The sequence below is a fragment of the Nocardia sp. NPDC050406 genome (assembly GCF_044459025.1).
In the GTDB taxonomy this organism is placed as follows: Bacteria; Actinomycetota; Actinomycetes; order Mycobacteriales; family Mycobacteriaceae; genus Nocardia.
Genome location: NZ_JBITIM010000003.1, coordinates 688,420 through 707,048, shown reverse-complemented (window position 1 = coordinate 707,048; position 18,629 = coordinate 688,420). Strand labels below are relative to the sequence as shown.

Below are 18,629 nucleotides of genomic sequence, written 5' to 3'. Positions count from 1 at the left end.
TCCACGCAGTCGTCGGCGCAGTGTGGCAGGCGGCACGTCGGCCGGACCCGACTACGCGTCGATGAGCGGCGGCAATTACGCTGACCAGGTAAACCCCCACCAGCTTTAGGAGCACAGCGTGGCACGTGTCGTGGTCGAGGTGATGCCGAAGGCCGAAATCCTGGATCCGCAGGGTCAGGCCATTGTCGGCGCGCTCGGACGCCTGGGGCACCCCGGGATTTCGGATGTGCGCCAGGGCAAGCGATTCGAACTCGATGTCGACGACAGCATCAGCGACGCCGAGCTGGAGCAGATCGCCGAATCGCTGCTCGCCAACACCGTCATCGAGGACTGGAAGGTCGTCCGGCTGTGAGCGCGCGCATCGGTGTCATCACCTTCCCGGGCACCCTCGACGACGTCGACGCGTCCCGCGCGGTGAAGCTTGCCGGTGCCGAGCCGGTCAGCCTGTGGCACGCCGACGCCGATCTGAAGAGCGTCGACGCGGTCATCGTGCCCGGCGGCTTCTCCTACGGCGACTATCTGCGCGCCGGTGCCATCGCCCGCTTCGCGCCCGTCATGGGTGAAGTGGTCAAGGCCGCCGAGGGCGGTATGCCGGTCCTGGGTATCTGCAACGGTTTCCAGATCCTGTGCGAGGCGGGACTGCTGCCCGGTGCGCTCACCCGCAATGCCGGACTGCACTTCGTCTGCCGCGATCAGTGGCTGACCGTCGAGAACACCGATACCGCGTGGACCTCCCGCTACGAGCCGGGCGCGCAGATCCTCATCCCGGTCAAGAACGCCGAGGGCCGCTACCAGGCCTCCGAGGCCGTGCTCGACGAACTCGAGGGTGAGGGCCGCGTGGTCTTCCGCTACTCGGGCGACAACCCGAACGGCTCCCAGCGCGATATCGCCGGTGTGGCCTCGGCCAACGGACGCGTCGTGGGCCTCATGCCGCATCCGGAGCACGCCACCGAGGCGCTCACCGGACCCAGTGACGACGGTCTGGGCATGTTCTTCTCGGTCCTGGATTCGCTCGTCTCCGCCTGAGCGCTCAGCAGATTCGATCCAGAATCTGGAAGTCGACCCCGTCGACGGCCGCGATATAGCTGGGCAGTATCACCTGCTGCCCGGCGAATCGCCTTTCCCCGGCGGGGGTTTCGAGCATGCGGCCGTCGTGTACGGCCGCGTGCATGCGCGCCGGGTCCAGTGACCCCGCCGCCTCCGCCATGGCCCGCAGCGTGTGCACGGCCTCGTATTCGGTATTGCTGAAATTCGTCAGCGCGGGCGCGAATTCGCCGTGCAGCCGTCGATACCGGCGCAGCCGATCCGCCGCCTCCGGCGCGTTCACGAAGAAGCTCGACGGCACATACAGATTCCGATTCGCCGGTGCCCCGGCGGTGAGCAGCACGTTCTCGTCGACCGCCGGACTCACCCGCAATTGCCGGTCGGCCCGCCCGGCGCGGGTGAACTGCCGATTGAAACGCGCCACATCCGCGCCCACCAGCAGCACGATCACGCCGTCGACCGCGTCGAGTGCGGGCTGGGCCAGGAATTCGGTGAAGTCGTGAGTTTCCAACGGCACGAACATCTCCAGCGGCACCGACAGTTCGCCGGAGCGCTCGGCCAACTCCCGGCGCACCACCGCGGCGGTGCGCCGCGGCCAGACGTAGTCGTTGCCGAGCACCGCCCAGCGCCACGCCCCGAACTCCCGGCGCAGCCAGCGCAGGGCGGGCAGGATCTGGCGGGCCGGATCCGAGCCCATCAGGAACAGGCCGGGCGGGGTGGTGTCGAAACCCTCGTGATCGGTGGCGAACAGGTACGGCACCCGGCCCGCCGTCACCCCCGCGACCGCCCGCCGCACCGCCGAGGTGTGCCAGCCGGTGACCGCGTGCACCATGCCGGTGGCCAGCAGCGCCTCGACCTCGAGGGCCACCTCCTCGGGTGCGCGGCCGCCGTCGATGTGGGTGGTTCGCAATTCCCGTCCGAGAATTCCCGTGCCGCTGTTGATTTCTTCGACCGCCAAAGAAATTGCGGCTTCACATGATGGCGCGAAGATACCGCCTGCCCCCTGAAGTGGGACTATGTTGAGGATCTCGATACTGTGATCGGGATTCTCGTGCGGCGGTACCATCGGTTACTCTGCTTCTCGTTGGAGCGGAAATTGATGGGCGGGAATATGGCGACAATTGTAAGCGGCATTTACACGCTGCATGGTGCCCTGCGAGCCGCGGAACGCAGTTGGCTACGTCACCTGGAAGCCCCGCTGTGCGCCCGCCGCCTCACCGCCGATCAGTGGTCGATGCTGTCCAATCTCTCCGCCGAGGTCGGCATCACCATGAGCGAACTCGCCGCCCGCGCGCAACTCGCACCCTCCTCCGCCACCCGCCACGCCGACTACCTGGCCGAGCGCGGCCTCATCTTCCGCATCGCCGCCGCCGACGACCGCCGCCGCATCCTCATCGGCCTGAGCCGTCGCGGCGTGGAGTTGGTCGAGGAGGTGCGCGCCGAGGAGACCCGCGCCGAGGCCGACCTGCGCCGCCGCCTGGGCGGCGCGGACTACCTGGAGCTCATGCGCCTGCTGGAGAAGGTGGCGGACACCCCGCAGCCCGAATAGCGGCTCGCCTCGGACGGGACGGTCGGCAGAACAGAAGCGTTGCTGCTTAGGATCGTTGCCATGCCTGTTTCCGTCACCGCTGCCACCGCCGCCGGACTGTGCGAATTCATCGACGCCTCCCCGTCTCCGTTCCATGTGTGCCGGACCGTCGCGGCCGAACTCGACGATCACGGGTTCACGCGCCTGTCGGAATCCGCGCCGTGGCCGTCCACCAGCGCCGGGCGTTATTACGTGGTGCGGGGCGGGTCGCTGGTGGCGTGGGCGGATGGGGGACCGGGCGCGCCCAGCGGGTTCCGCGGTGGGCAGGCCAGCCCCTTCCGGGTGGTCGGCGCGCATACCGACAGCCCGAACCTGCGGGTGAAGCAGCACCCCGATCTGGCGTCGGCGGGCTGGCAGCTGGTCGGGCTGGAGCCCTATGGCGGGGCCTGGCTCAACTCCTGGCTCGACCGCGATCTCGGGATTTCCGGGCGGCTGTCGGTGCGGGACGGAAATGTGGTGCGGGAGCGGCTGATTCGCATCGACGAGCCGATTCTGCGGGTGCCGCAGCTGGCCATTCACCTGTCCGAGGACCGGGGCGGGGTGAAGCTCGATCCGCAGCGGCACGTGAACGCGGTGTGGGGGATCGGCGGGGAACCGCGCTCGTTCCTGGCCTTCGTCGCCGAACGCTCCGGCATCGAGCCGAGCGCGGTGCTGGGCTGGGAGCTCATGACCCATGATCTGGTGCCGTCCAAGCTCATCGGCCGCGACCTCGATCTGGTCAGCGCGCCCCGCCTGGACAATCAGGGCACCTGCTACGCGGGGTTGCGCGCCTTCCTCGCCGCGGTGGCCGAACCCGGTGCGGCGGTACCGGTGCTGGCCATGTTCGACCACGAGGAGGTCGGCAGCCAATCCGATCGCGGCGCGCAGTCCGGCATGCTGCCCACGGTGCTCGAACGCATCGTTCTCACCCGAGGCGGCGGCCGCGCCGAATATCTGGCCGCCCTGGCCGGATCAGTCTGCGCCTCAGGCGATATGGCGCACGCGACCCACCCCAACTACCCCGACCGCCACGAACCCGCGCACCGCATCGAGGTGAACGGCGGCCCCGTCCTCAAGGTCAACCAGAATCTGCGCTACGCCACCGACGCCACCGGCGCGGGCGCCTTCGCCCTGGCCTGCTCCCAGGCCGACGTCCCCCTCCAGCGCTACGTCCACCGCGCCGACCTCCCCTGCGGCTCCACCATCGGCCCCATGACCGCGGCCCGCACCGGCATGCCGACGGTCGACGTTGGCGCGGCCCAACTAGCCATGCACTCCGCCCGCGAAATGATGGGCGCCGCCGACGTCCCCGCCTACGCCTCGGCCTTGGCGGCCTTCCTCACGCCCGAAATCACCAGGTAATCCCCAACTCTCAGGAACTCTCGGGGGCTATCGCCCCTGAAACCCCATTCCCGAGATCTCGCGATGGGGGTTCGGGGGCGAAGCCGCTGAGAGTTCCGAGAGTTGCTTACACCTCGCTCGGGCGTTCGGTCCGTGTCGGGTGGTAGGTGAGTACCGCGATGACGAAGATCGCGAAGGTGAACAGGACGTAGCTGCTGCCGAGGATCTGCTGCCACCAGGACCAGTCGAGTTCTCGGTCGCGGTCGTGGGGGAGCACCCATTGCGGGCCGACGGCGAACAGGATGGTGGCGAAGGCGACCGCGCCGACGAAGAGGCGGCTGCGGCGGCCTTGGAGGATGGCGTCGATGGCGACCACCAGCGCGGGGGCGATCCAGACCCAGTGGTGGGACCAGGAGACCGGTGAAACCAGCAGGACCGCACCGGCGTTCACCATCAGGGCGGTGACGGGGTGCCCGGCGTCGAGGAGGCGCTTCATCCAGATCGCCGCCAGGGCGATGGTGATGACCGAGAGGGTCAGCCAGATGGCGGTGGCGGCGGAGTCCGAGACGCCCAGGCGGAAGGCGAAACCCTTCCACGACTGGTTGCCCGCGAAATGCGGTGGGCCGATGCGCCCGGTGTCCGACAGTGTGTGGAACCAGTACTGCACCGATTCGTGCCAGAAGAACACGAAGACCAAGCCCACCGCGAGCATGGTCGAAACCACCAGGGTGACAGGCGATTTCCAATCCCCGCGCGGCAGGTAGCGCCGCCAGCCGGAGACCCGCGGCCACCCGCCGCGCGGCGGGTAGTCCAAGCGCAGCAGGAAGAACAGCAGATACGCGGCGGGGGTGAGCTTCACCGACACCGCGATGCCGATGAGCATGCCGCGCGGCCAGAAAGGCTTGCGCACCAGGCAATCCAGGGTGATCGCCGCCATCAGCACCAGATTGATCTGCCCGAACCCGTAGGTCTGGCGGATCGGCTCCAGCCACTGCAGGATCGCCACCGCGCCGATGACGATGGCCAGCCGGGTCGGCCGATCAACGCTGGGCCGCAACCGTTCCAGCACCACCCACAGCGTCACGCCGAGCGCGGTGATGGAGGTCGCCAGCACCAGCACCTCGGCCACGCCCAGCGGCATGAGCGCCAAGGGCGCGAAGAACAGCGCCGCCAACGGCGGATAGGTGAACGGCAGACCGATTCCGTACACGGGCGGCATCGGGCCGTACAGCTCCCCGCCGTCCATCCACACGCGAGGGCCGTTGCGGTACACCTGCAAATCGATGTACCCGTGCCAGATCTTTCCGTAATGACTGATGAGCGCCGATACCACGAACAAAGCGAGCGCGATCACCAGCAGCCGGACCTGACGTCCAGTCAATCCCGCCGCCTCTCCAGACGTGGGCACAGGTTTCTCGGTCGGATCCGCGACCCCGGATCGATCGTTCACCGGGCAAGAGTAGCTGGGCGAGGCGACGATTCCGGAAAGCGGAACCCCCGCGCCGCCCCGCGCCGAACCGGCCGCGGTCACGGACCGCGCCACCGCGAGTACCGATTGGTCGGTTGTGCCTGGATACGTCAGGTCGACGGTGCCGCGAGGGGGCGCGGAAGAGAGGTGCGCCACAACCCGCCGGGCAGCGTTTCGGCGCAGGTAACCCGGCAGGTTGGGCCAGCTTTGCGGGGCATTAGACTCGGGCACGAATCCCGCCGTATCCAGCTTGCCGGTCTGTGTCCCTTTCCGGCCGAAAGGACTCTGGTATTCCCGTGACCACCCACGTCGATACCGTCAGCGCCGCCGCGGCCAGCCCGGATCAGCCGCAGCCCTACAAGGAACTCGGCCTCAAGGACGACGAGTACGCCCGCATCAAGGAGATCCTCGGCCGCCGCCCGACGGATGCCGAGCTGGCCATGTACTCGGTGATGTGGAGCGAGCACTGCTCCTACAAATCCTCGAAGGTGCACCTGCGCTACTTCGGCGAGACCACCACCGACGAGATGCGCTCGGCCATGCTGGCCGGTATCGGCGAGAACGCGGGCGTGGTGGATATCGGCGAGGGCTGGGCGGTCACCTTCAAGGTGGAATCGCACAACCACCCCTCCTACGTCGAGCCCTACCAGGGCGCGGCCACCGGCGTCGGCGGCATCGTCCGCGACATCATGGCCATGGGCGCGCGTCCCATCGCCGTCATGGACCAGCTGCGCTTCGGCGCGGCCGACCACCCGGACACCCGGCGCGTGGTCGACGGTGTGGTGCGCGGTGTCGGCGGCTACGGAAACTCGCTGGGCCTGCCCAATATCGGCGGCGAGACCGTCTTCGACGCCTCGTATCAGGGCAATCCGCTGGTGAACGCGCTGTGCGCGGGCGTCATGCGGGTCGAGGACCTGCACCTGGCCTTCGCCTCCGGCACCGGCAACAAGATCATTCTCTTCGGCGCGCGCACCGGCCTCGACGGCATCGGCGGCGTCTCCGTCCTCGCCTCGGACACCTTCTCCGGCGACGAATCCGGTTCCGGCCGTAAGAAGCTCCCGAGCGTCCAGGTCGGTGACCCCTTCACCGAGAAGGTGCTCATCGAGTGCTGTCTCGACCTGTACCGCGCCGATCTCGTCGTCGGCATCCAGGACCTCGGCGGCGCCGGACTGTCCTGCGCCACTTCCGAACTCGCGGCCGCCGGTGACGGCGGTATGCACATCGAACTCGACAAGGTGCCGCTGCGCGCCGCCAATATGACTCCGGCGGAGATCCTTTCGAGCGAGTCGCAGGAGCGCATGTGCGCGGTCGTCACCCCCGAGAACGTGGACGCCTTCATGGCCGTCTGCCAGAAGTGGGATGTCATCGCCACCGTCATCGGTGAGGTCACCGACGGCGACCGCCTCGTCATCACCTTCGATGGTGAGACCGTGGTGGATGTCCCGCCGCGCACCGTCGCTCACGAGGGCCCGGTCTACGAGCGCCCCGTGCGGCGCCCGGACTGGCAGGACGCGCTCATCGCCGACACCCCGGACAAGCTGAACCGGCCCAAGACCGGCGACGAACTGCGCGCCACCCTGCTGAAGATGATCTCCAGCCCGCAGCTGTGCTCGCGCAAGTGGATTACCGAGCAGTACGACCGCTACGTGCGCGGCAATACCGTCCTGGCCGAGAACGCCGACGGCGGCGTGGTGCGCATCGACGAGCAGACCGGCCGCGGTATCGCCCTGGCCACCGATGCCTCGGGCCGCTACACCAAGCTGGACCCCTACACCGGTGCGCAGCTGGCGCTGGCCGAGGCCTACCGCAATGTCTCCACCACCGGCGCGACCCCCAAGGCCGTCAGCAACTGCCTCAACTTCGGCTCCCCCGAGGATCCGGGCGTCATGTGGCAGTTCCAGCAGGCCGTGCGCGGTCTGGCGGACGGCTGTGTGGCCCTTGGCATTCCGGTCACCGGCGGCAATGTGTCCTTCTACAACCAGACCGGGCAGACCGCCATCCTCCCCACCCCGGTGGTGGCCGTGCTCGGCGTCATCGACGATGTGCACCGCCGCATCCCGACCGGCCTGGGCCTGGAGCCCGGCGAGACCCTGATCCTGTTGGGCGACACCGCCGACGAGTTCGGCGGCTCCATCTGGGCGCAGGTCGAACACGATCACCTCGGCGGCCAGCCCCCGAAGGTCGATTTCGCCCGCGAACAGCTGCTCGGCGAAATCCTCACCGCCGGTTCGCGCGACGGCATGATCAGCGCCGCGCACGACCTGTCCGAGGGTGGTCTGGCCCAAGCCGTGGTGGAGGCCGCGCTGGCGGGTGAAACCGGTTGCCGCATCCTGCTTCCCGAGGACGCCGACCCGTTCGTCATGCTCTTCTCGGAATCCGCGGGCCGCGTGCTCGTCGCGGTGCCGCGCACCGAGGAGACCCGCTTCACCAAGATGTGCGATGCCCGGAATCTGCCGTGGGTCCGCATCGGCGTGGTCGATCAGGGTTCGGATTCGGTGGAGGTGCAGGGCCAGTTCACCATCACCATGGAGGAACTGCGCACCGCGCACGAGGGCACGCTGCCCGCGCTGTTCGGCGAAGCCGACCACTGACGCACGAGAAACACAACGCATCCCGCCCAATCCTGGACCCCTCGAACCAGGTTGGGCGGGGTGTTCGTTGTTGGGGGCCGCCCACCCTCCCACCGGTGCGGGCGCGGCTCGCGCCCCTTCAGCCGACCTTGAACGGATCGTGTTCGGCGATCAGCTTTTCCAGTCGGGCCTCGTCGATACGGCTGTGGACCTTCGACGCCTCGTGCTGATCACGCACGACCTTCGCGAGAGTGAAGGCGCTGCTGACCAGAAACAAGGTCGCCATCAGCAAGAACCCCCGCTGCCAGATGTCCAGCGGGAGGTAGAGGATGCCGATGATGGTGGCGGCGAAGGCGATTCCGAACGCGATGGCGGCCTGGGCGAGGAATGCCGGGGTGCTCTTGGTCTGTGCGTTGGAAGAATTGCTCATGCTCAGGAAGTCTCGCCGTCCCGGCGACGGCGAACCCGAGTACTACTACTCGAGTCCCCTGGGTAGATGCCGCGCCCGGCCGCCGATGTCCGATGTCACGGTGGCCGGATCCCCGTAATCGAGCGGGCTACCGCCATACTTGACGGGTGCTCGACACCGCCGACGCTCTGACGCGGCTGCGCAGCAGTAGCGCGGTCGCGGTTGCGCCCGTGTCGAAATGGATGCGCGGCCTCGCTCCGGTGTGGCGGCGCGTCGAGCGGATCATCGACCTCAATCATGTCGGACTCGTCGTGGCGACGCTGTTCTTCGCCTGGTCGGTGACGCCCTCGCTGGTACCGCGCGACTGGTTGTTCCAGGGTCTCATCTCCGGGGTGAACGCGGCGCTCGGATACGGGGTCGGCTGTGTGCTGCTGTGGTTGTTCCGCAAGTGGATTCGGCCGCGGCTGACCATCGAGACGCCGCCGCTGTGGGTGCGCGATACCGTGAAAACGGCCGTCGTGCTGACCTGTGTGCTGGTCGCCGCGTACATGCTGGTGCTCTCGGCGGGCTGGCAGCGGGAGATCTTCGCGCTCATGGGCATGGAGGGCACCACCAATGCCGCCTACCTGCGCACCGGCGGACTGAGCCTGTTGGTCGGCGCGCTCGTGGTGGCGGCGTACCGGACGCTGCGGGAGATCGTGCGGTTCTTCGCGCGGCTGTTGAGCCGGTGGGTGAAGGTGCCGCCGAAGCTCGCGCCGACGGTCGGGGCGCTGCTGCTGGCGGTGTTGGTCGTGCTGCTGTTCAACGGTGTGGCGACGCGGGCGTTCTTCGCGGTGGCCAACTCGGCCTTCAGTGTGCGCAACGACAAGATGGCTCCGTTCGCGACCCAGCCGGTGCTGCCGGAGCGGTCCGGGAGCCCGGAGTCGTTGGCCAAGTGGGAGACCCTCGGATCGGAGGGGCGGTGGTTCGTCTCGCACGGACCCGATCCCATGCTCATCAGCGCCACCACCGGGCGGCCCGCGAAGGAACCGATTCGGGTGTACGTGGGGCTGGAATCCGCGCCGAAGGAGACCACGCAGGAGGAGCTCGCGGTCGCCGAACTCGAGCGCACCGGAGCCTTCGACCGGGAGGTGCTGGTGATCGTCACCACCACCGGCACCGGGTGGGTGAACTCCATGAGCGCGGCGGCCATCGAGTACATGTACGGCGGCGATACCGCCATTCTGGCCTCGCAGTACTCGTATCTGCCCAGCGTGCTGTCGTTTCTGGCGGACCGGCAGAAGGTCGCGGCGGCGGGGAAGAAGATGTTCGACGCGGTGTACGCCGAATGGTCGAAGCGGCCGGTGGGGGAGCGGCCGAAACTGCTTGTGTACGGGGAGAGTCTGGGCTCGCAGGGCTCCGAGGCGGCCTTCGACGGGTTGGCGGAGCTGCGCTCCAAGGTGGATGGCGCGCTGTGGGTGGGGCCGCCGAATTCGAATCGCCTGTGGGAGCAGTTCGTGTCCCGGCGCGATCCGGGGACCCGGGAGGTCGAGCCCATCTACGCCGACGGTCTGGTGGTGCGGTTCGCGGGTGATGCCGCGCGACTGGCCGAACCCTCGCCGGATTGGCGACGCCCGCGCATCGCCTATCTGATGCACCCCTCCGACCCGATCGTCTGGTGGTCGACCGATCTCATACTCTCCCAACCCGATTGGCTCTCCGAGCGGCGCGGCTCGGATGTGTCCACGCAGATGCGGTGGTGGCCGTTCGTGACCTTCTGGCAGGTGGCGGCCGATCTCACCAATGCCCAAGGGGTGAGCGACGGACACGGCCATCGCTACGGCTCGCTCGTCCTCGACGGCTGGGAAGCCATCGCGGCGCCGCAGGGGTGGAATCCGGAGCTGCGGGAGAAGATTCGCACACAGATCGAGCTGGCCGAGGATTACGAGCGAGCGGTCAAGTAGGACACGGTGATTCGCGGGACAGGTCATCGGAAGCGGAGCTCTGGCGTCGCGGGGCGTGTTCGTGCGTGGTCGAAAACCGGTGTCGCCGCGGTGCTGCCGCTGGTGTGGAGCAACCGGGTGCTGCCCGGGCTTCAGCTCGATATGCGGGGGCGTACCGCCGCGAATGTGGTCTTCGCCAGTGGCTATGCCGCCGCGCTGGGCGGTCGGCCGCATTGGTTGTCGCCTCGGGGTTGGCGAGTCGGACTCGCGGCGGCGGGGATCACCCTGGCCGGATACGGTGCCGCCCTTGCGATTCCGGGCCTGCGTGAGCGGTTGGCCGAGATCGCCGACCGCGCGCCGGAGGTTTCGGACGCCGAATGGGTGCTGGTGCACATTCCGCTCGGCACCGTCTACAGCGAAGAGATGATCTTTCGCGCCACCCTGAGCCCGCTGGCGGACGAAACCGCCGGATGGTTCGGAAAATGGCTCAGCGCAGCGGTTTTCGGGCTCTGGCACATCCATCCCGCCCGCGCCTCGGGCGATCCGGTGCCGGGCGCGGTGGCGGCCACCGCGGCCGCGGGCTTCGTCTTCGACGAACTGGGCCGCCGCACCGGCAGCACCACCGCACCGGCGCTGCTGCACCTGGCCGTCAATGCCGGTGGGGCGCTCACGCCGCCGCTGGCGCGACTGCTGACGCCCGCCGTGGAGCCGGACGCGGCTCCGCACATTCCTGTCCCGCCACCCCGGTAACCTCGCGGTCGTGGCACGACAAGCGGCGATGAATCCGGAGCAAGTGCGTGCGGCCCTGGCCGCCGTCGAAGGCTGGCTGCGCGACGACACCGCGGCAGCACCCGCGCGAGCCGAACTCGGTGCGGCGGTGAAGGCGACCGCGCGCGCCCTGGCGGCGGACGCGCCCGGCGGCTCGGTGGAGGTGCGGGTGCCGCCCTTCGTCGCGGTGCAGTGCATCGAAGGGCCGCGGCACACCCGGGGCACACCGCCCAATGTGGTCGAGACCGACCCGCGCACCTGGCTGCTGCTCGCCACCGGGCTGCTGGCCTTCGACGACGCGCTGGCCTCCGGCGCGCTCACGGCCTCGGGCACCCGGGCCGCCGAAATCGCCCGTTGGCTGCCGGTCGTGCGGTCGCGCTAGCGCTCAGGCCGAGGCGGCCGGTGCGGTGCGATCGGTCGCGGGCTTGCGCTCCAGCCCCTTGCGGTCGTAGTAGCGGGTGATCAGCAGGCCGAAGACGACGCCGATGGCCAGGCCCAGCGCCGCCATCCAGAAGCCCCGGGTCATTCCGGCGACGCCGCTGCCGTCGAAGTAGAGGATGGAGCGGGTGCCCAGGAACACCTGATGCATCGGCTCGAATTTCGCCAGCCACTCGAAGTACTTGGGCGTCGCCTCGATCGGCACCGTGCCGCCCGAGGACGGCAGGCCGAGAATGATGAAGATGATCAGGTTGATGATCAGGCCCGCCGTACCCACCGCGGCCAGTACCGAGGTGCAGGTGAAGCCGACGGCGATGATCACGAACGCGCCGTAGAGGAACAGCCCCAGCGGTTTGTCGATCGGCATGCCCAGCGCCGTGCCTATACCGAGCAGCGCCGCCGAGACCGCGACCGCCATCACCGCCACCGCCGACCATTTGATGAGCAGTGTGCTCACCCGCGAAATGGGCGCGCGCGGGAAATGCACGTACCACGGACCCCATTCGGTGGGCAGGAAGCCGAGCGCGGAATCGATGAGCTGGTGAATGATCATCGCGCCGACCATGCCGACCAGCAGGAGCAGCAGGCTGTAGAAGAACGCGGTCAGTCCCTCACCGGAACCGCCCGGCAGCGGCCGGTACTCCTCGACCACGATCTGCAACGGATGCGCCAGCGCCACACGGGTCGCGGCGGACAATTCCGGCGCGGGCGGGCCGTCCGGGGGCGGCGTCAGCTGCGCGTTCACCTGCTCGGTGAGCTGTTGTCCCACTTGGGCATCGACCTGAGTGAGAGCTTCCTCACCGAACTTCTGCACGATCGCCGTGGCGAAGGCCCCGGTGCGCGGATTCGTCTGCAACGTCAGCACCGGCTGCGAGATATCCCCGGGCACAACGCTTCCCACGCCGAGAATGCCGAGCCGCTTGGAGAAATCGCTGGGAATGATGATGGTGCCGTACACCCGCGCCTGCTGCATCTGCAGCTGCGCCTCGGCAATGCCCAGTTCACGCAGGTCGATCTTGTCCGACGGCACCGCCTGGCGCAGCCCCTCGGCGACCTGGTTACCGAAATTGACCGCCTTCTCCTGGCCGGGCGCGCCGATGGTGTCGCCGACATCCTGATTCACCAGCGCGATCGGGAAATCGTGCAGGTTCTTCTCCGGATCCACGACGTAGTCGAGGTACATCACGCCCAGCAACGAGGCCAGCAGCGTGACGACAATGATCGGAAAACCCCACTTGAGCGGGGTCAAGTGCCGACGGGGAGCGGTATCCGGGGTGTCGGTGGTCGTCACACTGGAAAGCTAACAGCAAACGCCCGGCCAACTGGGCTATCCCAACGGTGGGTTGCGTCGGGATTACCCGTAGACTGGGCCGTGCCCCCCGCCCGCCGAACAGGGAGCAAACGGTGAATCTGCCCCCCTCCACCGCCGCCGCCGATCAGGACGAGAACGAACCGCGCGAAGAGTGCGGCGTTTTCGGTGTCTGGGCTCCGGGCGAGGATGTTGCCAAACTCACGTACTACGGGCTCTACGCCCTCCAGCATCGCGGTCAGGAAGCGGCGGGCATCGCCGTCTCCGACGGCTCGCAGGTGCTGGTGTTCAAGGATCTCGGCCTGGTGAGCCAGGTCTTCGACGAGCAGACGCTGGCCGCCATGCCCGGCCATGTCGCCGTCGGCCACTGCCGCTACTCCACCACGGGATCCACCACCTGGGAGAACGCGCAACCCATCTTCCGCACCACCGCGGTCGGAACCGGACTCGCGTTGGGCCACAATGGAAATCTCGTCAATACCGCCGAATTGTCCACCCGGGCACGGGAACTCGGACTCATCAGCGGTCGGCTCGCCGGATCCATGGCGGCCACCTCGGACTCCGATGTGATGACCGCGCTGCTCGCGCACGCCGCGGCCGACAAGAGCATCGAACAGGCCGCGATGGAGTTGCTGCCGACACTGCGCGGAGCCTTCTGCCTCACCTTCATGGATGAGCACACCCTCTACGCGGCGCGTGACCCCTGGGGCGTGCGCCCGTTGTGTCTGGGTCGCCTGGACCGTGGCTGGGTGGTTGCCAGTGAAACCGCCGCTCTCGACATCGTCGGCGCGTCCTTCGTGCGGGAGATCGAGCCCGGCGAACTGTTGGCGATCGACGCCGACGGGGTGCGGTCCATGCGGTTCTCCAATCCGGAGCCCAAGGGCTGTGTCTTCGAGTTCGTGTACCTGGCGCGGCCGGACTCCACCATTTCCGGGCGGTCGGTACACGCCACCCGAGTGGATATCGGACGGCGGCTGGCCAAGGAGCATCCGGTCGACGCGGATCTGGTGATTCCGGTGCCGGAATCCGGGACTCCCGCCGCGGTCGGTTACGCGCAGGGGTCGGGTCTGCCGTATGGGCAGGGCCTGATGAAGAACGCCTATGTGGGCCGCACCTTCATTCAGCCCAGCCAGACCATCCGCCAGCTCGGCATCCGGTTGAAGCTCAACCCGTTGCGCGAGGTGATTCGCGGTAAGCGGCTCATCGTGGTGGACGACTCCATCGTGCGCGGCAACACCCAGCGCGCGCTGATCCGAATGCTGCGTGAGGCAGGCGCTTTGGAGATCCACGTGCGCATCGCCTCGCCGCCGGTCAAGTGGCCCTGCTTCTACGGCATCGACTTCGCCTCCCGGGCGGAGCTGATCGCCAACGGGGCCGGGCCTGACGGCATCGACGCGGGCAGCTTCGAGGACATGGTCGAGGGCGTGCGCCGCTCCATCGGCGCCGACACCCTCGGCTACATCTCCACCGAGGGCATGATCGCCGCCACCGAACAGCCCCGCACCCGCCTGTGCTGCGCCTGCTTCGACGGCGAGTACCCGATCAAACTCCCCACCGAGGCGGCCATCGGCAAGAACGTGCTCGAGGGAATGCTCACGGGCACATCGGAAGCCGAACTCCTCGCCGACAACGCCAACGCGAGCGCCCTCAGCAGGCCCTGATCGGACTCTTGGTCTCGTGCCCCACCCGCCTGACGGCGGGTGGGGCACAGTTGTGAAGGGGGAGAGAGGGTCCAGCCCACTCGCCCGGCGGCTGGGGATTGGCTTTGCCTACTTTCGGCTGTCGGCGAGGTGAGACGCGGCGCGCCCGCTCAGCTGTAGGTGGGTGAGTCGCTGCGCGCTCGCTTGGTCGTCGGTGAGGGTGCGGCGGGGCGCTCGCTGCTCGTCGGATAGGGAGTCGCGGGGCTCGTAGGGGCGGAATCGTCGGGTGCTCACCAGGATTCGATGATCGGGGTGTCGTGGGCGCGCTGTTGCCATGCCGTGGTGAGGCGGGCCATGCGGGTGGGGGCGGCGGTGGCGTGGATTGCGGCGATCTTGTTGTCTCGGAGGTCGAGGATGGCCACGCCGATGACTCGGTCGTCGAGGGTGAAGAGCATGGCGGGGGAGGCGTTGACCACGGCGGCGTAGATGGTGGGGGAGCCGCCTGCGAGAGAGCGCTTGGCCGCGGAGGGTTTGAGGCCCGCGCGGACTATGGCGGCGATTCGTTCGGGGCCCGAGTGGCGGATCAGCTTGTCGGCGAGGCCGCCGAAGCCGTCGGAGACGGCGGTCGCGTCATCGGTGAGCAGCGCGACGAGGTGTTCGGTGCGGCCGGAGGAGGCCGCGGCGATGAATGCCTCGACAATGCGGCGCGCGGCGGCCTGGTCCGTCTCGGCGACGGTACGCGCGGCGGCGATGCGACGCCGGGCGCGATGCGCGTGCTGCTGGCTCGCGGCCTCCGTGATGCCGAGAATGTCGGCTATCTCGGCGTGGCTGTAGGAAAAGGCTTCGCGCAGAACGTAAACCGCGCGTTCGACCGGTGACAGCCGCTCCATGAGCGTCAATACCGCCAGCGTCACCGACTCGCGCTGCTCGACGGTGTCGGCGGGGCCGAGCATCGGGTCACCGTCGAGGAGCGGTTCGGGCATCCACGCGCCGACGGTCCGTTCGTGGCGCGCCTTGGCCGAGCGCAGCCGGTCGATCGCCAGATTCGTGACGATCTTGGTGAGCCAGGCCTCGGGCACCTCGACGTACTCCCGGTCGGCGGCCTGCCACCGCAGGAACGCGTCCTGCACCGTGTCCTCGGCATCGGCGGCCGAGCCGAGGAGGCGGTAGGCGAGCGAGGCCAGTCGATTCCGGCTGGCCTCGAATCGCGCCACGGTGGCAGTGTCCATAGGACGACCTTATGCGGCGACCATGCCGCGTGAGCGCTGCCGGTCGGCGGCCAAACGGTAACTGTGCCCCGGCATTCCGTACGTCGGATGGCTCAGCGCCCGCACCGATACCGCGAGTATCAGCGCCTTGAGTCGTGCGGCGGTCCGGCCGCGCAGCGCACCCGGCTTGGCCTGCCCGTCCCCGTCGACCAACTGGAACAGCCCGTCCTCGCGCCCGAGGCTGACATGGTTACCGACATACGCCAGCGCGGTCGCCTTGACCTTGCGTCCGGTCAGGTCGCCGATGATGGCGGCCGTCGCCTGCTGGCCGGTGAAGCCCGCGGACGCGCAGGACATCGGCAATGGCTGACCGTTGTCACCGATGACGAAGGCACTGTCCCCGGCCGCGTAGACATCCGGATGCGAGATCGACCGCATCTCCCGGTCGACGGTGATCTGGCCGTTGGGTTCCACCGCCAATCCGCTCGCGGCGGCGATCGGATGCACGGCGAACCCGGCCGCCCACACGGTCGCATCGGAGTCGAATACGGTCCCGTCGGCGGCGACGGCGGCCGTCTCCTCGACCCGCTCGATGGTGGTGCGCTCGTGCACCGTGATGCCGAAGCGCTCGAAGGCGCGCAGCAGATGCCGACGGGCCTTCGGACCCAACCAGCCACCCAATTCACCGGTGGTGACGAGATCGACCCGCAGCCCCGGGCGAGCCTCCGCGATCTCGGTGGCCGCCTCGATGGCGGTCAGATTGCCGCCGACCACCACAACCCTTGCCCCCGCGGCGAGTTCGTCCAGCCGCGCCCGCAGCCGCAGCGCGGACGGACGCCCGGCCACATGGAAGGCATGCTCGGCCACGCCCGGCACGTCGTGATCGGCGACGGTGCTGCCGAGCGCGTACAGCAGGGTGTCGTATTCGATGCGGTCCGGGCCCTCGCCGTCGGCGACGGTCACGGCTCGCTGCTCGGCGTCGACCCCGACCACCCGTGCCACTCGCAATCGAACCTCGGTGCCCGCGAACACCTTCGACAGCGGCACCGGCGGCAGATCGTGCCCCGCCGCGAGTTGATGCAGCCGCAACCGCTCCACGAAATCGGGTTCGGCGTTCACGATGGTGATCTCGAAGTCGTCGGAATGCAGCTGACGGGCCAGGTATCCGGCGGAGAAGGCTCCGGCGTATCCGGCCCCGAGAACGACGATGCGGTGCTTCATGATTCGCTCCTGTCTGGTTCGCGTGCCCCTTGAACGAGACAGCCCGCGAATCCCTGACAGGATCGCCGAGTGAAGTGGGTCACACTGCCGGGGCGGTGCTCAGGCGGATTCGGGCTGCCGCAGAATGCCGCTGACCATCAGCAGCAGGGACTGCTGGGCCTCGGCCGCGGCGCGCTGCGGATCCTCCGCGTGGGCGACGAGCATGCCCGCTTCGGTGATCGCGGAGAGCAGCAGATGCGCCATGGTGCGCACCGGCAGCGGAACGACCAGGCCCGCGTCCACGGCGCGCTGGAGTTGGTCGGTGATCATGCCCAGCCCGTGCCGGGTCTCCATCTCGCGCCAGGCCTGCCAGCCGATGACCGAGAGCGCGTCGATCATGGCGATACGGACCTCGGGTCGCTGGTTGATCTCCAGAAACAGACCCAGACCGACGGCCATCGCGGCCTGGAGATCGTCGGGATCGGGCAGGGCGGCGATGGCCGCGTCGATCTCGGCCGTATTGTCGGCCTCCATCTGCTCCAGAACCGCGGTGAACAGTCCGCGCTTGTCGCCGTAGTGGTGGTGCAGCGCGCCGCGGGTGACTCCGGCCTCGGCGACGATCTCCTCGGCGGAGACGCCGGAGTACCCACGAGCGGCGAACAGCCGCAGCCCGGCCGCCTCCAGGGCGGCGCGGGTGCTGCGGGAACGATCCTCCTGACTACGGCGTGGCATGCAGCCGAGTGAACTCCACGATCATCTTGGTGAGCAACTCGGGCTTGTCCTCGGGGACGAAGGTGTAGGAATCGTCGATCCGCCACAGCGTCGCGTCCGGGAACGCGCGCTCGAGCCGCTCGGCGCTGGCGAACGGGAAGACCTTGTCCTCGGTCGCCCAGGCCAGCAGGATCGGGATGTCGATCTCGGCGAAGTGCTCGGCGGCCGCGAGGGTGTAGCGCTTGTCCACGCCGGTGAGGAAGCGCCGCAGGTCTTTTCGAATCGCCGCGGACGTGCGGCTGGGCAACAGATACGAATCCGCGATCTCATCGGGCAGACCGTGCTTGGTCACGAATCCGAAGGCGATCGGCAGCCGCTGGAGCGGACGGATGCGCAGCAGCGCGGTCAACGGCCGCAACGAGCCGGGGACCCGCGCGAGCAGTTTGAACGGGGCGAACAGTGGCGGAAAGAAGTCCTCGTAACTGTCCGACGGCGTGAACACCACCCGGCCGATACGAGACCTGTTGCGCGTCAGCAGAATCTGCGTGATCGCCCCGCCGGTGTCATTGGCCACCAGCGTCACGTCGTCGAGGTCGAGCCGCTCCAGGAACGCCGCGATCAGATCCGCCACCCCGGTCGGCGACAGATCGGCCTCCGGTACCGGAATCGAATGCGCTCCGAGCGGCAGATCCGGTGCGAGGCAACGGTATCCGGCGGCGGCGACGCCGGGCACCACCTTGCGCCACAGGTCCGCGTTGACGAGCAGGCCGTGCACGAAGACGACCGGCGCGCCGGATCCGGTGTCGTGGTAGCGGATGCGGCCGCCGGGCAGATCGATGTCGCGGGCCGGGCCGAGTGCTGTGGTGATTCCCATGATTGGTGCCTTCCGAAGGGCTTGGGGTGCCCCTCCACGGTCACATACATACGGAATGTATGTCAATGCATCCGGCTTGTATGTTTCTCGAATCGAGGCGGGTCGGCCTCGCGGTAATTGCGGACCAAAAGGTTTGTCAACCCCTGTACCCGATACGGGT

At 68.3% G+C, this 18,629-nt stretch carries 18 protein-coding genes; 9 read left to right on the top strand and 9 right to left on the bottom strand.

Going from position 1 to position 18,629, the window contains the following annotated elements; all coding sequences use genetic code 11:
* Nucleotides 1–118: 118 nt before the first annotated feature.
* Together purS and purQ are read left to right on the top strand one after the other, a co-directional pair.
* Nucleotides 119–352, top strand: a complete 234-nt coding sequence (purS, locus tag ACIBH2_RS26625; protein ID WP_397122189.1) for a phosphoribosylformylglycinamidine synthase subunit PurS — start codon at nucleotides 119–121, stop codon at nucleotides 350–352.
* Entirely contained in the window at nucleotides 349–1,026 is a 678-nt protein-coding gene (gene purQ, locus ACIBH2_RS26620) for a phosphoribosylformylglycinamidine synthase subunit PurQ (protein WP_397122187.1), read from the top strand. The genes purS and purQ overlap by 4 nt, the downstream gene beginning before the upstream one ends.
* 4 nt (nucleotides 1,027–1,030) lie before the next feature.
* On the opposite strand, the gene ACIBH2_RS26615 is transcribed toward purQ, so the two are convergent.
* A complete protein-coding gene (locus ACIBH2_RS26615) occupies nucleotides 1,031–2,110 on the bottom strand; it encodes a substrate-binding domain-containing protein (RefSeq protein WP_397122185.1) in 1,080 nt (359 codons plus the stop codon).
* A gap of 45 nt (nucleotides 2,111–2,155) precedes the next feature.
* Here ACIBH2_RS26615 and ACIBH2_RS26610 point away from each other — a divergent pair, with 45 nt between their 5' ends.
* On the top strand, nucleotides 2,156–2,593 hold the full coding sequence (locus ACIBH2_RS26610) for a MarR family winged helix-turn-helix transcriptional regulator (protein ID WP_397122183.1): 438 nt from the start codon (nucleotides 2,156–2,158) through the stop codon (nucleotides 2,591–2,593).
* A gap of 60 nt (nucleotides 2,594–2,653) precedes the next feature.
* Nucleotides 2,654–3,973, top strand: a complete 1,320-nt coding sequence (locus ACIBH2_RS26605; protein WP_397122181.1) for a M18 family aminopeptidase — start codon at nucleotides 2,654–2,656, stop codon at nucleotides 3,971–3,973.
* Nucleotides 3,974–4,079: 106 nt separating this feature from the next.
* Here ACIBH2_RS26605 and ACIBH2_RS26600 read toward each other — a convergent pair whose 3' ends face one another.
* Nucleotides 4,080–5,333: a glycosyltransferase 87 family protein gene (locus ACIBH2_RS26600; protein ID WP_397122179.1), complete on the bottom strand. Its 1,254-nt coding sequence runs from the start codon at nucleotides 5,331–5,333 to the stop codon at nucleotides 4,080–4,082.
* A 383-nt stretch (nucleotides 5,334–5,716) separates the two neighbouring features.
* On the opposite strand from ACIBH2_RS26600, the gene purL reads away from it, so the two are divergent.
* Nucleotides 5,717–8,011, top strand: a complete 2,295-nt coding sequence (gene purL / locus ACIBH2_RS26595) for a phosphoribosylformylglycinamidine synthase subunit PurL (RefSeq protein WP_397122177.1) — start codon at nucleotides 5,717–5,719, stop codon at nucleotides 8,009–8,011.
* 118 nt (nucleotides 8,012–8,129) lie between these two features.
* Here the strand turns inward: purL and ACIBH2_RS26590 are convergent, their stop codons facing one another.
* Nucleotides 8,130–8,420: a YiaA/YiaB family inner membrane protein gene (locus ACIBH2_RS26590; RefSeq protein WP_397122175.1), complete on the bottom strand. Its 291-nt coding sequence runs from the start codon at nucleotides 8,418–8,420 to the stop codon at nucleotides 8,130–8,132.
* A 146-nt stretch (nucleotides 8,421–8,566) separates the two neighbouring features.
* Here ACIBH2_RS26590 and ACIBH2_RS26585 point away from each other — a divergent pair, with 146 nt between their 5' ends.
* The 3 genes from ACIBH2_RS26585 to ACIBH2_RS26575 all read left to right on the top strand — a co-directional run bounded on the left by ACIBH2_RS26585 (nucleotide 8,567) and on the right by ACIBH2_RS26575 (nucleotide 11,471).
* The gene (locus tag ACIBH2_RS26585; protein WP_397122173.1) at nucleotides 8,567–10,342 is read left to right on the top strand and encodes an alpha/beta hydrolase; all 1,776 of its coding nucleotides are present in this window, start codon (nucleotides 8,567–8,569) and stop codon (nucleotides 10,340–10,342) included.
* A gap of 90 nt (nucleotides 10,343–10,432) precedes the next feature.
* Entirely contained in the window at nucleotides 10,433–11,071 is a 639-nt protein-coding gene (locus ACIBH2_RS26580) for a type II CAAX prenyl endopeptidase Rce1 family protein (RefSeq protein WP_397122171.1), read from the top strand.
* A 28-nt stretch (nucleotides 11,072–11,099) separates the two neighbouring features.
* The gene (locus tag ACIBH2_RS26575; protein WP_397123030.1) at nucleotides 11,100–11,471 is read left to right on the top strand and encodes a sterol carrier family protein; all 372 of its coding nucleotides are present in this window, start codon (nucleotides 11,100–11,102) and stop codon (nucleotides 11,469–11,471) included.
* A gap of 3 nt (nucleotides 11,472–11,474) precedes the next feature.
* On the opposite strand, the gene ACIBH2_RS26570 is transcribed toward ACIBH2_RS26575, so the two are convergent.
* On the bottom strand, nucleotides 11,475–12,818 hold the full coding sequence (locus ACIBH2_RS26570) for a YhgE/Pip domain-containing protein (protein ID WP_397122169.1): 1,344 nt from the start codon (nucleotides 12,816–12,818) through the stop codon (nucleotides 11,475–11,477).
* A 113-nt stretch (nucleotides 12,819–12,931) separates the two neighbouring features.
* Between ACIBH2_RS26570 and purF the strand changes: the two genes are divergently transcribed.
* The gene (purF, locus tag ACIBH2_RS26565; protein ID WP_397122167.1) at nucleotides 12,932–14,497 is read left to right on the top strand and encodes an amidophosphoribosyltransferase; all 1,566 of its coding nucleotides are present in this window, start codon (nucleotides 12,932–12,934) and stop codon (nucleotides 14,495–14,497) included.
* Nucleotides 14,498–14,605: 108 nt separating this feature from the next.
* Here the strand turns inward: purF and ACIBH2_RS26560 are convergent, their stop codons facing one another.
* The 5 genes from ACIBH2_RS26560 to ACIBH2_RS26540 form a co-directional block, all read right to left on the bottom strand.
* A complete protein-coding gene (locus ACIBH2_RS26560) occupies nucleotides 14,606–14,770 on the bottom strand; it encodes a hypothetical protein (RefSeq protein WP_397122165.1) in 165 nt (54 codons plus the stop codon).
* Nucleotides 14,767–15,705 carry a sigma-70 family RNA polymerase sigma factor gene (locus ACIBH2_RS26555; RefSeq protein ID WP_397122163.1) on the bottom strand — a complete coding sequence of 313 codons (939 nt, stop codon included), beginning with the start codon at nucleotides 15,703–15,705 and terminating at the stop codon, nucleotides 14,767–14,769. Before ACIBH2_RS26555 ends, ACIBH2_RS26560 begins: the two co-directional genes overlap by 4 nt.
* A gap of 9 nt (nucleotides 15,706–15,714) precedes the next feature.
* Complete coding sequence (locus ACIBH2_RS26550; protein ID WP_397122161.1) at nucleotides 15,715–16,905, bottom strand: NAD(P)/FAD-dependent oxidoreductase; 1,191 nt, start codon at nucleotides 16,903–16,905, stop codon at nucleotides 15,715–15,717.
* A gap of 99 nt (nucleotides 16,906–17,004) precedes the next feature.
* Nucleotides 17,005–17,616, bottom strand: a complete 612-nt coding sequence (locus ACIBH2_RS26545; RefSeq protein ID WP_397122159.1) for a TetR/AcrR family transcriptional regulator — start codon at nucleotides 17,614–17,616, stop codon at nucleotides 17,005–17,007.
* Nucleotides 17,603–18,469 (bottom strand): alpha/beta fold hydrolase, encoded by an 867-nt coding sequence (locus tag ACIBH2_RS26540; protein WP_397122157.1) that lies wholly within the window; start codon nucleotides 18,467–18,469, stop codon nucleotides 17,603–17,605. The genes ACIBH2_RS26545 and ACIBH2_RS26540 overlap by 14 nt, the downstream gene beginning before the upstream one ends.
* Nucleotides 18,470–18,629: the final 160 nt, after the last annotated feature.

Coding starts and splice junctions, on each gene's coding strand:
- ACIBH2_RS26545 (WP_397122159.1), bottom strand. CDS start 17,616: ATGCCACGCCGTAGTCAGGAGGATCGTTCCCGCAGCACCCGCGCCGCC.
- ACIBH2_RS26615 (WP_397122185.1), bottom strand. CDS start 2,110: ATGGTACCGCCGCACGAGAATCCCGATCACAGTATCGAGATCCTCAAC.
- ACIBH2_RS26605 (WP_397122181.1), top strand. CDS start 2,654: ATGCCTGTTTCCGTCACCGCTGCCACCGCCGCCGGACTGTGCGAATTC.
- ACIBH2_RS26550 (WP_397122161.1), bottom strand. CDS start 16,905: ATGAAGCACCGCATCGTCGTTCTCGGGGCCGGATACGCCGGAGCCTTC.
- ACIBH2_RS26540 (WP_397122157.1), bottom strand. CDS start 18,469: ATGGGAATCACCACAGCACTCGGCCCGGCCCGCGACATCGATCTGCCC.
- ACIBH2_RS26555 (WP_397122163.1), bottom strand. CDS start 15,705: ATGGACACTGCCACCGTGGCGCGATTCGAGGCCAGCCGGAATCGACTG.
- ACIBH2_RS26590 (WP_397122175.1), bottom strand. CDS start 8,420: ATGAGCAATTCTTCCAACGCACAGACCAAGAGCACCCCGGCATTCCTC.
- ACIBH2_RS26610 (WP_397122183.1), top strand. CDS start 2,156: ATGGCGACAATTGTAAGCGGCATTTACACGCTGCATGGTGCCCTGCGA.
- ACIBH2_RS26575 (WP_397123030.1), top strand. CDS start 11,100: ATGAATCCGGAGCAAGTGCGTGCGGCCCTGGCCGCCGTCGAAGGCTGG.